Source organism: Streptomyces sp. NPDC086080, assembly GCF_044540255.1.
Lineage (GTDB): Bacteria > Actinomycetota > Actinomycetes > Streptomycetales > Streptomycetaceae > Streptomyces.
This window is the reverse complement of record NZ_JBITRU010000023.1, coordinates 136,432-149,721: the sequence shown is the minus strand read 5'-3', so window position 1 is coordinate 149,721 and position 13,290 is coordinate 136,432. Positions and strand designations below refer to the sequence as shown.

Genomic DNA, 13,290 nt, shown 5'->3' with positions numbered 1-13,290 from the left:
ATCTTCAGTCTTCACACACCGATGATCAGCGGTGGCTGTACCTGTCTCTCAGCCGACCCCACCGGCAAGATCACGATCTACGGCTGGAGTACTAGTCACATGGATCAGCTTGCCCTGTTCCTCGCACAGTTCGATGAGATACGCCCACTCTGAGACTTTCCGGCTGCCGCGCGACGACTCCCAGATGATCAGAACGTCGTCGGTGAACGCGCCGGAAGTCAGATCCTTGACCAGCCGCGCGAAGTCACCGCGCTTCTTCCGGCCGTACTTGCTGGCCGATATCCCGTCATCGATGTACGGGGCGGCACTGATCACGATGCGGTGCGTTTCAGCGCTACGGATGTTGTCGGCGTGCTGCTCGTCGCAGCTCTGCCCCTTCTTCTTGCTGACTCGCAGGTACTCGCGTCCGGTGAGCTGCTGTGTTGTCGTCATGCCTCACAGCATGGCAAAGAGGTCCCCCCTTAACTGCGTCTCCAAGCCGAGAGTGGGGGAGGGTGGGCGCGACGGCGCCCCGCGAGCGCCGGGCTGCGCAGAGACCCCCGCCCAGCACCAATGCCGGGACACCCGACAAGCGCCGGGTCGCCCCCCAAAAAAGCCGAGGCGCCAACCCGCGCTACCCACTCGCCCGCGTGGCAACGACCAGCCGTACCTTCGGGCTGCCGTCCGCCCGTCGGCCGAATTCGGGCAGGGGCCAGAACTCCACCCGGAACCCGGCCCAGGTGAGTTCGCGCCACATCTCCCCGAAGCGGAAAGCCCGGTAGTACATGACGAACGGCGGACGCCACACCGCGTTCCGTACCCGCATCACCGTGTCGAACCCCAGCAGCATCCCGTACACCAGCGAACCCGGCCGGGGCGGCGCGACCACCGGGAAGGCGAAACGGCCGCCGGGCCGCAGCACCGAGTGGACCTGCGCAAACAGCCCCGGCAGCTCCCGCGGCAGGAAATGCCCGAACGCCCCGAAGCTGACCACCAGGTCGAAGACCGGCCTGAAGGGCAGCGCCCGCGCGTCCGCCCGCACCCAGCCGACCGGCGGTTCGGACGGCCCGGTCCGCTCCCGGGCGACCTCCAGCATGCCCGTACTGAAGTCCACGCCCGTGACACTCCTTCGGCACACCTGCCTCAGCACACGGACGCCCGCCCCGGTGCCGCAGCACAGATCGAGCCCGGCCTCGAACGGCCCTGCCCGCCGCAGCGCCGCCGCCGTGGCGTCGAGCGCCGAGTCCGGCGTGCGGAAGGGGGTGTGGTCGAACTTCGGCGCGAGGAGGTCGTAGCCGCGCTCCACGGACGACAGCGCCTGGACGACAAGTTCACGCAGGCTGGGGCCTTCGGGGTCGAACATCGGATCAGCCTAGAGGAGTGCTCCGGCCCACGGCGGTCTTCCACACCGCCGAACCCGGTGGTACCGTGCGGGCAGCATCCCTTGTACGCCCATGCTCGGCGTCGGTGCCAGTTCTTCACTTCGCCCGTCGTTTCCGACCGGCTCATCGGCTTTCCCGCATCACCTCGCAGGCGCTCCCGCCATGACCCAGGTGCTGTTCCCACCGCCCGGAGGCGCGCGTCCGCCCTCCTCGCGCGGTTTCTCCCTCTTCTCCCGCATGTCCCGCTGTCCACGAAAGGACCTGCTCCATGACCATCAGCACCCTCGATCCCGTACAGCGGCCGCCTCGGACCGTCACCGGTGTCCTCGACATCGACGCGGCCGGAAAGGGGTTCCTGCGCGCCACGAACCTCCTGGCCTCCCCCACCGACCCGCCGGTCTCCCCCGCGCTGGTCCGCCGGCACGGTCTGCGCCGGGGCGACCGGCTGGAGGGCGTGCGCGACGGCCGGCGCGGCCTGACCGAGGTCACCCGGATCGACGGCCGTACGCCCGACGCTTCGCGCGGCCGCCGGCACTTCCGGGACCTGACGCCGACGCACCCCACGGAGCGGCTGCGTCTGGAGCACCCGGCCTCCGGACCGGCCGGGCGGATCGCCGATCTGTTCACGCCGGTCGGCAAGGGGCAGCGAGGGCTGCTCGTCGCGCCGCCCAAGACCGGCAAGACCGTTCTGCTGCAGCAGTTCGCGGCAGCCGTCGCCGGGAACCACCCGGAGTGCCGGCTGATGGTGGTGCTGCTCGACGAACGGCCCGAGGAGGTCACCGACATGCGGCGCTCGGTGCGTGGCGAGGTGTACGCCTCCACCTTCGACCGTCCGGCCAGGGAGCACATCGCCCTCGCCGAGCTGGTCGGGGAACGGGCCAAGCGGCTCGTCGAGGCCGGTGAGGACGTCGTCGTACTGCTCGACTCGCTGACCCGGCTGTGCCGGGCCCACAACAACGCGGCCGCGTCCGGTGGCCGCACCCTCAGCGGAGGCGTCGACGCCTCCGCCCTGCTCGGGCCCAAGCGGTTCTTCGGTGCCGCCCGCCGGGCCGAGGAGGGCGGCTCGCTCACGATCCTCGCCTCCGCCCTCGTGGAGACGGGCTCCCGCGCCGACGAGTTCTACTTCGAGGAGCTCAAGAGCACCGGCAACATGGAGCTGCGGCTGAGCCGCGAGGCGGCTTCCAGGCGGCTGTTCCCCGCCGTCGACCTCACCGCATCGGGGACCCGTCGGGAGGAACTGCTGCTCGCCCCGTCCGAGTTGGCCGTCGCGGCAGGGTTGCGGCGCGCTCTGGGGTCCCGGGACGGGCTGGAGACGCTGCTCGGGCGGATGCGCGACACGCCCGACAACGCCACGTTCCTGCGGCGGATCCGGCCGACCCTGCCGGGCGGCTGACGGCGTGTGGCATCCGGGTGCTCGGGGGCCCTCTCCGGCCCGGGCAGCACGGTGTTCCGGGGGGTCCATTCCTACGTTTGCGGTATGACTATCGGATTTGCTTCACGGGTCGCTGCGCCTGCCTGCGCACTCTGCGCGACGGGCCTCCTGGTGCTGGCGCCCGCCGCGGCACCCACGGGTAAGGGCGGGGAACCAGGACCGCGGGCAACGGGGGCCGCCACGTCGCCGCTGTACCGGCCCGGCACGCACGTCCGACCGCGCCGGGGGGCGCCCGAGGTCCCGGATCTGTCCGCCCGCTCGTGGCTGATCGCCGATGCCCGCACCGGCGATGTGCTGGCGGCCCATGACGCTCACCGCAGGCTGCCGCCCGCCAGCACCCTCAAGACACTGTTCGCCCTCACCGTGCTGCCGGCCCTGCCGGCCGGCATCCGGCACCGGGTCGGGCCGAAGGAGCTGGCGGGCATCGGGCCCGGCAGCAGCCTGGTCGGGGTCGCGGAGAACCGTACGTACCGGGTGGCCGACCTGTGGAAGGGGGTCTTCCTCAGCTCCGGCAACGACGCCGTGCACGTGCTGGCCGGGCTGACCGGCGGCTGGCGGGCCACGGCCGAGCGGATGCAGGCGAAGGCCCGCGCCCTGGGCGCCCACGACACCCGGGTGAAGTCCCCCGACGGCTACGACGCGCCCGGTCAGGTGTCGTCCGCGTTCGACCTGGCGGTGTTCGGCAGGGCCGGGCTGCGCAACCCCGAGTTCGCGCGGTACTGCGCCCTGGAGGAGGCCCTCTTCCCGGGACGCGACGGCGGCTCGTACGGAATCGTGAACACCAACCGGCTGCTCACCGGCGCGGACGGCGTCGCACCGTACCGGGGCCTGATCGGGATCAAGAACGGCTACACCAGCGGTGCCGGGAACACCCTCGTGGCAGCCGCCCGCCGCGACGGGCGCACCCTCGTCGCGACGGTCATGAACCCCCGTTCGGACGACGGGTACGCGGTGTACGAGGAGGCCCGCTCGCTGCTGGACTGGGGATTCGAGGCGGCCGGACGGGTCGACCCGGTGGACTCCCTGGACGCGCTGCGCGCCGGACCGCTGCGGGGACCGGAGGCGGAGGCGGCCGTGCCGGTGGCCCGGCGGGACGACGTGAGCGGGCGGCCGGTGGCCTGGACGATCGCCGGCGCCGCACTGCTGGGCGGGGCGGGGACGGCACTGTTCCTGCGGCTCAGGTGGGGCCCGGTGCCGGCCGACTGACCGGCTGCGGGGAGGATCGGCAACACGGAGGGGTCGGTCCGTGCGGGCCGGGTTCCGCGCCTTCGCTGCGGCGGCTTGCCGTCGGTACCCGTCCCGAAAGGGCGAACCTCCCCGTCCGGCGCGAGCGCTCAGGCACGGGCCGGGAGGGCCTCCGGATCGAGCGCCGGCACCAGCCGTACCTCACCCACCGGCCGCCCACCCCCGAGCAGCGGTTCCCCCGTGAACTCCGCGAGCAGCGACGCGTCCACCCCGGCCAGCGCCAGCGCCCCCGCGGCTACCGGAACACGTGCCCGGGAAGCACCGTCGGCGATCTTCACGGCGATGGCGCGGCCGTCGGGCAGGGCGGCGACCTGCACGCCCTCGAAGCCGTCCTTGGCGAGCAGTCCGGGGACCGCGCGCATCAGTGCGGCCACGTCGCGCCGGGAGCCCGATGCCATCCCGGGGTGCGCGCGCATCGCGTCGGCGACCCGGGCCTCGGGGGTACCGGGCGCGGCGGTGGTGAGCCGGGCGGCGGCGACGGCGAGGCCGCGCAGTGAGACCGAGAACAGCGGCGCGCCGCAGCCGTCGACGGTGACCGTCGCGACACGCTGCCCGGTGAGATCCTCGACGGTCTCGGCGATCGCCTGCTGGAGGGGGTGGACGGGATCGAGGTAGCCGTCGAGGGACCAGCCGTTCAGCTTGGCCGTGTACAGCATGGCGGCGTGCTTGCCGGAGCAGTTCTGCGCGAGCCGGGACGGCGGGCGGCCCGCACGCACCCAGGCGTCCCGTACGACCGGGTCGAACGGCAGGTCGGTGACGTTGCGGAGGTGGTCCTCGGTCAGTCCGGCCAGTTCGAGGATGCGCCGGGTGCCGGCCAGATGGCGTTCCTCGCCCGAATGGCTGGCCGCGGCGAGCGACAGCAGTCCGTCCTCGAGCGGGAGTCCGGCGCGGACCATGGCCACGGCCTGGACGGGCTTGAGCGCGGAGCGCGGATAGCAGGCCGCCCGGATGTCGCCGAGCTCGAAGCGCACCTCGGCGGCGGCGTCGAGGACCACGACGGAACCGTAGTGGACGCCTTCCACCGCTCCACCGCGTACCAGGTGGGCGACGGGGGCGTGGAAGGGCTCGCGGATCGGGGGCGGGCCCGCGGGGAGACTGCTGTGCATCACACTGCCTGAGGTTCGTCGTGGGGCGGCGCCGGGCGCACGATGTCGGTGAGGGTGGTCTCGACGCGGTCGAGATGGTGGGTCATGGCGTCGACGGCATCGCGCTCGGAGCCGTCGGTCAGTGCCTCGAAGATCGCCCGGTGCTCACGGTCGGACTGCTCCCGGCGTCCGCCGAGTTCGTTGAGGAACGCGGACTGGCGGGCCAGTGCGTCCCGGATCTCCTCGATGACGCGGCGGAACACCGGGTTCTGGGCTGCCTCGGCCACGGCGAGATGGAACAGGGTGTCCATCGCCACCCACGCGGTGGTGTCGGTCTCCCGTTCCATCCGGTCCAGGAGACGCGCCAGACGGTCCAGGTTCTCGGTGGTGCGGCGCCGGGCGGCGTACCCGGCGACCGGGATCTCGATGTGCCGGCGCACCTCCATCAGGTGGCCGGCCGCGTAGTCGCCGAAGGTGGGGTCCTCGACGGCGTCGGCCACCACGAAGGTGCCCAGGCCGGTCCGGGACACGGTCAGGCCCATCGTCTGCAGGGCCCGCAGCGCCTCCCGCAGTACGGGCCGGGAGACCTCGAGGGAGCGGCACAGCTGCGCCTCGGAGGGCAGCTTGTCGCCGACCGGGTACTCACCGCGCTCGATGGCGCCGCGAAGGTGGGAGAGCACCGCTTCCATCGCGCTGACGCGCCGCGGCCTCGTGCCACCTGTCTGGCTGTCTGACAGGTTCACGGGAGTGATGGTGCGCGGTGGGACGGGCGCTGTCAAATGAGGACCTGGGCGGGGCACGTCCCCCAGGACCTGCTCGTTCGAGGACACCGAGGGGGAAGCGGTGCCGGCCGAGCGCGGAGGGGGGCGGCTCATCGTCACCGGCGTCCGGACGGACGCCCGCATCCGCTCGACCCTGCACGGCGCGCTCGTCCGCCGGCACGACGGCTGCCGCCACAGGCGACGGAGGTCGGCCCGTCCGTCGCCCGTCCGCACGGCGCCGTTCCGCGCGGACCCGATCACGGCCCAGGTGCCCGAGCACATCCGCGCGAGTGTGGCCGCACTCATGAGGGGACTCCTCGCGCAGACGACGCCACCGGTCACCACACCGGTCCGGTCCGCCGTGCGAGGCCCGGAGGACCACAGGCCGCAGAGTTCCTGACACTTATTCAACAAGCTTGCAGAACAAGGCAGATGCTCCGCATCAACTCCTGTCATACCGGGCATCATCTGGCAGTGGACGCACATTCCGGGCCTGGGTCGGCCTGCCCGGATGTCACATCCTTGACTTATCATCTACGCAGAATGGCGCATACAGTTGGAGAGGCCGTGCAATGATCGACAGCCACGACCGTTCCGACAGTGCGGACGAGTCACGGGGCAGACCTGAGGCGGTGTCCCCGCCCAGATCCAGCAGCGGTCCACCCGGCACCCGGTTGGCGCGCACCATCCTCATCTGTGCACTGCTGGGCTACGCGCTCTTCACCGCCACCACCCTCCTGTGCGCCGATGTGTCCCCGGCGGCCAAGACAACGGGTGTGCTTCTCCTCCTGGCGGTCCTCACGCTGCAATTCGTCCACTCCGCGCCGGGCAGCAGCCGGGCACTTCTGCCCCAGAAATGCCTGACCCTGGGCATCCAGACACTGCTGACCTATCTGCCGCTCGTGGTGTTCCACGCCTCCTGGGGGCCGGTCTCCGGCTACCTCGCCGGTTCCGTGCTGCTCCTCCTGCCGCCGCGGGTGGCCTGGCCGCTCTACGCCATCACGGGTCTGAGCATGCTGACCCCGCCCGTCCTCGAAGGCCGGCCACTCATCGACGGCATCCACCTCGCCGAGACCTCGCTCCTGGCCGGACTCGTCGTCTTCGGACTCACCCGGCTGACGGAACTGATCACGCAACTGCACGTCGCCCGCGGGGAACTCGCCCGTCAGGCGGTCGCCAGAGAACGGCTGCGCTTCGCCCGGGACCTCCACGACCTGCTCGGCTTCAGCCTCTCCGCGATCACCTTGAAGAGCGAACTGATCCACCGGCTCATTCCGGCGCACCCGGCACGCGCGATGAAGGAGGTCGACGAGGTCCTGAGCATCGCCGGACAGTCCCTCGCCGATGTCCGCAAAGTCGCCAGCGGGTTCCGCGGCATGTCACTGCAGCAGGAGATCAAGACGGCCCGCGCGATGCTCGACGCCGCCGGCATCGACGTACGGACGGAGGTCCGCCTGGGGTCGCTCTCCCCCCAGGTGGACACCGCGCTCGCCACCACACTGCGGGAGGCCGTCACCAATCTGCTGCGGCACAGCGACGCCTCACGCTGCGGCATCCGGGCCGTCCAGCAGGAGGGCCTGGTCCGGCTGGTGGTCGAGAACGACGGCGTCGACCCCGCCTACCAGGACCTCTCACCGCACGGGGGCAGCGGACTGAGCAATCTGCACGCCCGGATGACCGCTGTGGGCGGACGGCTGGAGTCGGGGCCCGGGACGGACGGCACATTCCGGCTGCTGGCCGAAGTGCCGGCGAAAAGGCCGCCGGAGACGACCGCGGAGGTACGGCAGATCATGTTTCCGCCCAATGGATCAGCCGCCTGATCCCATCCCGGCGAGCGCCGCGTCACGCCCCGCGGTTGCGGGGCCGCCCGCGTCATGGTCTTCCGTGCAGGGAGGTGACAGCGGCGTTCGCCGTACGCTCCGAGGAGAGCCGGCGCGCGGACACCCCTGGTGGACAGCCGTCAGATCGTCCTCGGTGATGCCGAGTGAGGCCGGCGTCTGCCACGGCCGTACCGTGCCGAAGGCGACTGCGGCGGTCGCCTCGTGGTCGTTCCCGCCCGCGCTCATGAGGGTCTCTCACTGATCAGGGAGCGGGACGCCTGCCGGGGGCCGCGGTGCGCGAAGCGCAGCCACAGCAACTGGGAGAAGAGCCAGCGCCGCATCGCACCGAGATGGGCGGGCGAGCCGTGCACGTCGTCGAACGTCTTGAACCGGACATCGTCGAGCGTGCGGCGCAGCAGCGCCTGCTCGCTGCCCGGGATGATCTCGTCGCGGCTGCTGGCGACGTACCGGACGGGAATGCGCACCTGCCGAAGCCGCTCCGGCGTGAAGGCGAAACCCGGCAGGCGGTGACGCAGTTCGGTGAGGTCCGCACTGCCGGTGAGACGGCGCAGGGTGTCGGCGGTGATGCCGGGCACACGGGGCCACCAGTCCTCGTCGGCGAAGAAGCCGGCGACGGGTGCGCCCACGGTCAGAACGCGGCGGATGCGGGGGTCCTCGGCGGCGGCACCCATGGCGAGGTGGCCGCTGAAGCTGAGGGCGAGCATCGAGGTGTCATCGACCTGGGCACGGTCGGCGAGCCGGTCGAGCAGGAAGCCGAGGGTGCGCCAGGACTCGGGGCCGTAGGTGACGGTGTTCTCGCCGACGCCCGGCAATTCGGTGACGACGGCGGCGAAGCCGATCCTGCGCAGCAGGGGCAGCAGCGGCGCCCACTGTTCCTTCACGCTGACGATGCCGCCCATGACGACCAGCAGCGGGCGGGGCCTGTCAAGCCCGGCGGCCCAGCAGACGACGGTGCCGTCGGAGTGGTCGAACTCCAGGCGCTCGATACCGTCCCGGTCGCGGCGCCACTGGTCGAAGGTGTCGACACAGAGCTGCTGGGCGAGGACGCGATCGGCGTCGCCGTGGTAGGGGAAGCGGGCGAGGGCGTAGTGCCGGCACGCGTCGAGGAGGTCGCCACGAGCGGCGGCGGCCCGGCCCTCGGCGGTCCACACCGCGGCCCAGGAGTCCGGATCACCCGTGCGGTCATTGGTGATGCGGGCGAGCACTCGGGTGGCATGCTCGGCCTTCATACCCTGGCCCCGGGCGTGCAGGCGGGCGAATTCCTTGAGTTCGTCCAGATGATCCATGGTCGTCGCTCACCGTCCCGGTCTGTGGATGGCGCCGTCCGGACGGCGCGGGCCGAAGCCCGGGGCCGGTCGACTGCGATGTGTGCGATCCGGCCGAGCCCGGCGGGCAGCCGGCGGTGCGCCGGTCGCCGGGCGTGGCCGGTGCGGCCTGTCGTGGCTGCGGGCGGAGGCGGGCACGTCGTCGCCGTGGTGGAAGAAGACCCCGCCGGGGCCGACGAGGCGGCCTGGGCCCGCCGCGGGTGCGTACCGGCCCGGCCCGGCCTCGGGGCGGGTCCGGCGATCGGCGGGTCGGGCGGACATGGGCGTCTCCTCTCACCTCACGGCGCCCGCCGGAGCAGGTCCGTGTGCTCAGTGTTCCGCGGTCCGCTTGTGCCTCGCTTGTACGCGTGCGGCGCCGTGGGCGGTCACCGTGCCGGGCGGGCGGCCTTCCGGCGGCGCGGGATGCGGCACACACCGTGTGTACGGCCGCCGGGAGCGGCGCGCCACGTCGTTCGAAGCCCCCGGTCGGCACCGGGCCGACCGATGCCGGACGGTGACGTACGGCCGGTGTGTCAGGGCCGTACGTCACCGGTGGGCGCGCCCGCGGCACGGACGCGGGTCGCGGCTGTCAGCCCGGTCCGGCCAGGTATGCCTCGACGGCGTCGGCCGCGACGGCCGGACCGTCGACGGAACGCATGCGCTCCCCCATGGCCCGCACCCGCTCGGCCACGGACGCGTCGCCCACCACCTGGGCCGCCGCCTCCCGCAGACTCTGCACCGTGGTGTCCTCCCTGGCCAGAACGCGGCCGAGGCCCAGTTCCTGCACCCGCAGGGCGTTCGCCCGCTGCTCGTTCGACTGCGGCACGACCACCATGGGCACGCCGTTGTACAGCGACTCCATGGTGCTGTTCATACCGCCGTGGGTGATGAACAGCCGGGCGTGGCGCAGCACGTCGAGGTGTGGCGCGTACCGCCGCACCTCGACGTTCGCGGGAAGCGGTCCGAGGTCGGCGGGATCGGTGTGGCCACCGACGGTGATGAGGACGTCCCACTCGGAGTCGCCGAAGGCCTCGATGGCCGCTCCGAAGAACTCCGGCCAGCCGCCCGCCGAGGTGCCGAGCGAGATCAGCACGACGGGCCGGTCGGCCGAGGCCGGCTGCCAGGTGCCCTGGTAGGGGCGCTCGACGAGGCAGGGTCCGGTGAAGACGAACCGCTCGTCGAAGGTCTCGCCGGCGTACTGGAACTCGCGTGGGAGGAAGATGATGCCGAGCTTCTCGATGTGCGAGAGGAAGCCCATCGGGTCGGCCGGCAGACCGAACCGGGGCAGGGTGCCCGCGAGCTTCTTCGCCGCTTCGATCATCTGCGGGGCGTTCAGCTCCGCCACCGGGAACTTCTCCCGGATCGAGAAGTGTTCGTTCGCCCCGAACACCGGATAGGTCCGGATCAGCGGAATGCCGTTCTCGGCGGCGAAGAAGCGCGCTCCCCACGCCATGAAGTCATGGACGATCACGTCCGGCCTGTTCTCCGCGTAGAACGCTCCGACCTGTTCCACGAGGGAGGTGCCTTCGTCCAGGCACCGCATTCCCTCGGCCGCGATCCCCTCGGCCGTCAGGGGGGCGCGGTAGAAATCGCCGAAGACCGAGTCGTACCGGACCGGCTCGGCCCCGGCGGCCTTCACCATGGGAGCGAAGTGCTCCGTCACCGTGCAGGTGACCCGGTGCCCCCGTTTCACCAGCTCCTCGACGAAGCCGACCGTGGGATTGAAGTGGCCTACGGCCGGAAAGTTGAAAAAGGCGATGTGACGTTGCACGAATGTCTCCTTCCGCGTCCTGTCGGGTCCTCCGGCCGGTCGTCGCCGAAGGACCGCAGTCGGCCGCTCATCCAGTTCCGACGGGTTTTCCGTACCGGGCGCAGCGGCGTATCGCGTCGAGGAGCTCCGCCTGCCGCAAGGTGTCTCCGGGGTTCAAGGGGGTGCCGGCACGGACCGCCGCGGCGAAGGCCGCGACGGTGGCCGCCACCTGGTCGTGCGGTTCGAGCCGGATCTCCTCGGTCTTCCTGCCGCGGTGGAGGCCGATCACGGGGACATGGTCGGCGGGCGGGGTGAAGGCCCGGTCGACGGTGATGCTGCCCTCGCTGCCCCACCATTCGTACGACGAGCGGTAGGCGTGCTCCATCCCGAAGGTGATCTGAGCCGTGACGGCGCCGGGAGCACTCAGCAAGGCGGCACCGGAGGTTTCGACCTGCCGTCGCGCACCCCGGGCGAGCCGGGCGCCGATGACGTCGAGTTCGGAGCCGAGGAAGTGCAGTGCGGCCCGCAGCGGGTAGACCCCGACGTCCGCCAGCGCCCCGCCGCCGAGTGCGGGGTCGTATCTGATGTCGTCGTCCGGAAACGGGGGAACGGCGAACGCCGAGTGGAACGCGCGCGGTTCGCCTATCGCACCGTCGGCGACCAGCCGCTGTACCTCCCTGTGCCGGGGGTGGTGGACGAACATGACGTTCTCCATGAGCACCAGGCCGCGGTCGCCGGCGAGTTCGAGTAGTCGTCCGGTGCTGTGCCGGTCGGTGGACAGGGGCTTCTCGGCGAGGACGTGTCTGCCCGTGTTCAGGGCCGCCTCGGTCCATTCGGCGTGCAGGGCCGCCGGCAGCGGCACGTAGACGGCCTGGATGTCGTCCGACTCGAGGAGTTCGCCGTAGCCGTGGACGGGACGGCAGCCGAAGCGCTCCGCGACCTGCCGCGCCTTGGCCCGGTCGCGGCTGGCCACTGCCGCGATCTCGATGTCGGGGCAGGCGGCGAAGGCGGGAAGCATGCGGCGCACCGCGATGCCCGCGCATCCGATCACCCCGACGCGCACGGGGTCGGTCATCGGGTCCCCACCGCCGTCGCGTTGAGGCAGGCGAGCATGGTGCGGGCCTGGACGTTCAGGTAGTGGCCGTGCCGGGCCAGGGAGGTGAGCTGCGCGGGGGTGACCCAGGCGTAGCCGGGCGGCGCGTCCAGCGGCGCCTCCGCCTCGTCGACCTCGACGACGAGGTAGCGGCTCTCGGCGTTGAGGAAGCGGCCGCCCTCCTCGGAGTGCACGGCCTCGTAGCGGATGCGGTCCGTGTCTGCCTGCAGCACGGTGTCCAGGAACCCGGGGCGCTTCTTCGCCGGCAGGTGGGCGTAGTTGTCCGGCGTGTACTGCACGGTCGGCCCCAGCTCCACGGTGTCGAGGAAGCCGCCCTCGACGCGGGCGTGCACCAGCACATGCGGGACGCCACCGAACCGGCGGGTGAGAAAGGCGGTGAGGCCTTGGCCGACCGGCTCGAACAGGGGCTGGGTCCAGCCCGTGACCTCGCGGTTCTCGGCCCGTACCGACACGGCCACGACGTTGAAGTAGCGGCCCGCCTCGTGCTCGATGGCCATCTCGCCGCGCTTCCAGCCGGGGATGGAATCCAGCGGGACGCGCTCGGCCTGCACGCAGTGCCGGGTGCGCTCGCCCGTGATCCAGGAGAGCAGTTCGGTGTCGGAGAGCAGCGCACCGTCCGAGGTTTCCTGGACGGGCAGGCAGGACAGCACCGTACGCGCGTCCATGTTGACCACGTTGTCCCGGTGCAGCAGTTCGTGGATCTGGCCGAGGGTGAGCCAGCAGAAGTCGTCCAGCAGCGGCACGTCGCCCACCGCCTCCACGACCATGTTGCGGTTGGACTTGCGGTAGAACCACGAGCCGTGCTCGGACTGGAGCACGTCGGCGATGATCCGGCCGCGGTTCGGCCCGACGAAGTGCTCGATGTATTTGACGTCCGCACCCTGGTGGGCCTTGGTGTAGTTGCTGCGGGTCGCCTGGACCGTGGGCGAGAGCTGGAGCAGGTTCGGGTTGCCCGGCTCCATCTTCGCCTGCATCAGGAAGTGCAGCACCCCGTCGAACTCCTTGACGAGGATGCCGAGGACGCCCACTTCGGGCTGTTTGATGATGGGCTGGTACCAGTCGGCGTACGGACCATCGCCGTAGGGTTCCCCCTGCTCCGTGACGTGCAGGCCCTCGACGGTGAAGAAGCGGCCGCTGCGGTGCACCAGGTTCCCGGTGGACTCCTGGAACGACCAGCCGTCCAGCTCCGCGAAGGGTATCCGCTCCACCCGGAAGGTATGGGCCCTGCCCCGTTCGGCCAGCCAGCCGCCGAAGTCCTCGGTGCGCAGGTGCGCACCCCGGGTGGCGGCGGCCGACAGTGCGATGCGGGCGGGCAGGCTCTTGGTCTCGCGGCTCTGGAGAGTATGGGACGGCATCGGAGGGACTCCCCGCCTTTCTCGATCTGCGTACGCGGCCGG

At 71.4% G+C, this 13,290-nt stretch carries 11 protein-coding genes; 3 read left to right on the top strand and 8 right to left on the bottom strand.

Annotated features, from left to right (window positions below):
* Nucleotides 1-48: 48 nt before the first annotated feature.
* Entirely contained in the window at nt 49-432 is a 384-nt protein-coding gene (locus ACIF9R_RS25365; protein ID WP_399984302.1) for a recombinase family protein, read from the bottom strand.
* 181 nt (nt 433-613) lie between these two features.
* Nucleotides 614-1,342 carry a class I SAM-dependent methyltransferase gene (locus tag ACIF9R_RS25360; protein ID WP_399984299.1) on the bottom strand — a complete coding sequence of 243 codons (729 nt, stop codon included), beginning with the start codon at nt 1,340-1,342 and terminating at the stop codon, nt 614-616.
* Nucleotides 1,343-1,629: 287 nt separating this feature from the next.
* Between ACIF9R_RS25360 and rho the strand changes: the two genes are divergently transcribed.
* Together rho and ACIF9R_RS25350 are read left to right on the top strand one after the other, a co-directional pair.
* Nucleotides 1,630-2,754, top strand: coding sequence for a transcription termination factor Rho (gene rho, locus ACIF9R_RS25355; RefSeq protein WP_399984297.1), 1,125 nt, complete (start codon nt 1,630-1,632; stop codon nt 2,752-2,754).
* An 84-nt stretch (nt 2,755-2,838) separates the two neighbouring features.
* Nucleotides 2,839-3,999, top strand: a complete 1,161-nt coding sequence (locus ACIF9R_RS25350) for a D-alanyl-D-alanine carboxypeptidase family protein (protein WP_399984295.1) — start codon at nt 2,839-2,841, stop codon at nt 3,997-3,999.
* 128 nt (nt 4,000-4,127) lie between these two features.
* Here ACIF9R_RS25350 and ACIF9R_RS25345 read toward each other — a convergent pair whose 3' ends face one another.
* Both ACIF9R_RS25345 and ACIF9R_RS25340 read right to left on the bottom strand, forming a co-directional pair.
* Nucleotides 4,128-5,144 carry an asparaginase gene (locus ACIF9R_RS25345; protein WP_399984305.1) on the bottom strand — a complete coding sequence of 339 codons (1,017 nt, stop codon included), beginning with the start codon at nt 5,142-5,144 and terminating at the stop codon, nt 4,128-4,130.
* Nucleotides 5,144-5,866: a FadR/GntR family transcriptional regulator gene (locus ACIF9R_RS25340; RefSeq protein WP_399984293.1), complete on the bottom strand. Its 723-nt coding sequence runs from the start codon at nt 5,864-5,866 to the stop codon at nt 5,144-5,146. The genes ACIF9R_RS25345 and ACIF9R_RS25340 overlap by 1 nt, the downstream gene beginning before the upstream one ends.
* A gap of 692 nt (nt 5,867-6,558) precedes the next feature.
* Here ACIF9R_RS25340 and ACIF9R_RS25335 point away from each other — a divergent pair.
* Entirely contained in the window at nt 6,559-7,704 is a 1,146-nt protein-coding gene (locus ACIF9R_RS25335; RefSeq protein ID WP_399984291.1) for a sensor histidine kinase, read from the top strand.
* Between the two features lie 242 nt (nt 7,705-7,946).
* On the opposite strand, the gene ACIF9R_RS25330 is transcribed toward ACIF9R_RS25335, so the two are convergent.
* The 4 genes from ACIF9R_RS25330 to ACIF9R_RS25315 form a co-directional block, all read right to left on the bottom strand.
* On the bottom strand, nt 7,947-9,011 hold the full coding sequence (locus tag ACIF9R_RS25330) for an alpha/beta hydrolase (RefSeq protein WP_399984288.1): 1,065 nt from the start codon (nt 9,009-9,011) through the stop codon (nt 7,947-7,949).
* Between the two features lie 607 nt (nt 9,012-9,618).
* The gene (locus ACIF9R_RS25325; protein ID WP_399984285.1) at nt 9,619-10,800 is read right to left on the bottom strand and encodes a macrolide family glycosyltransferase; all 1,182 of its coding nucleotides are present in this window, start codon (nt 10,798-10,800) and stop codon (nt 9,619-9,621) included.
* A gap of 67 nt (nt 10,801-10,867) precedes the next feature.
* Nucleotides 10,868-11,854 (bottom strand): Gfo/Idh/MocA family protein, encoded by a 987-nt coding sequence (locus ACIF9R_RS25320; protein ID WP_399984282.1) that lies wholly within the window; start codon nt 11,852-11,854, stop codon nt 10,868-10,870.
* The gene (locus tag ACIF9R_RS25315) at nt 11,851-13,248 is read right to left on the bottom strand and encodes an NDP-hexose 2,3-dehydratase family protein (RefSeq protein WP_399984280.1); all 1,398 of its coding nucleotides are present in this window, start codon (nt 13,246-13,248) and stop codon (nt 11,851-11,853) included. Before ACIF9R_RS25315 ends, ACIF9R_RS25320 begins: the two co-directional genes overlap by 4 nt.
* Nucleotides 13,249-13,290: the final 42 nt, after the last annotated feature.

Excerpts from the sequence above, each read along its gene's own strand:
- ACIF9R_RS25360 (WP_399984299.1), bottom strand. The coding sequence starts at position 1,342 with ATGTTCGACCCCGAAGGCCCCAGCCTGCGTGAACTTGTCGTCCAGGCG.
- ACIF9R_RS25350 (WP_399984295.1), top strand. The coding sequence starts at position 2,839 with ATGACTATCGGATTTGCTTCACGGGTCGCTGCGCCTGCCTGCGCACTC.
- rho (WP_399984297.1), top strand. The coding sequence starts at position 1,630 with ATGACCATCAGCACCCTCGATCCCGTACAGCGGCCGCCTCGGACCGTC.
- ACIF9R_RS25365 (WP_399984302.1), bottom strand. The coding sequence starts at position 432 with ATGACGACAACACAGCAGCTCACCGGACGCGAGTACCTGCGAGTCAGC.
- ACIF9R_RS25320 (WP_399984282.1), bottom strand. The coding sequence starts at position 11,854 with ATGACCGACCCCGTGCGCGTCGGGGTGATCGGATGCGCGGGCATCGCG.
- ACIF9R_RS25345 (WP_399984305.1), bottom strand. The coding sequence starts at position 5,144 with ATGCACAGCAGTCTCCCCGCGGGCCCGCCCCCGATCCGCGAGCCCTTC.
- ACIF9R_RS25330 (WP_399984288.1), bottom strand. The coding sequence starts at position 9,011 with ATGGATCATCTGGACGAACTCAAGGAATTCGCCCGCCTGCACGCCCGG.
- ACIF9R_RS25315 (WP_399984280.1), bottom strand. The coding sequence starts at position 13,248 with ATGCCGTCCCATACTCTCCAGAGCCGCGAGACCAAGAGCCTGCCCGCC.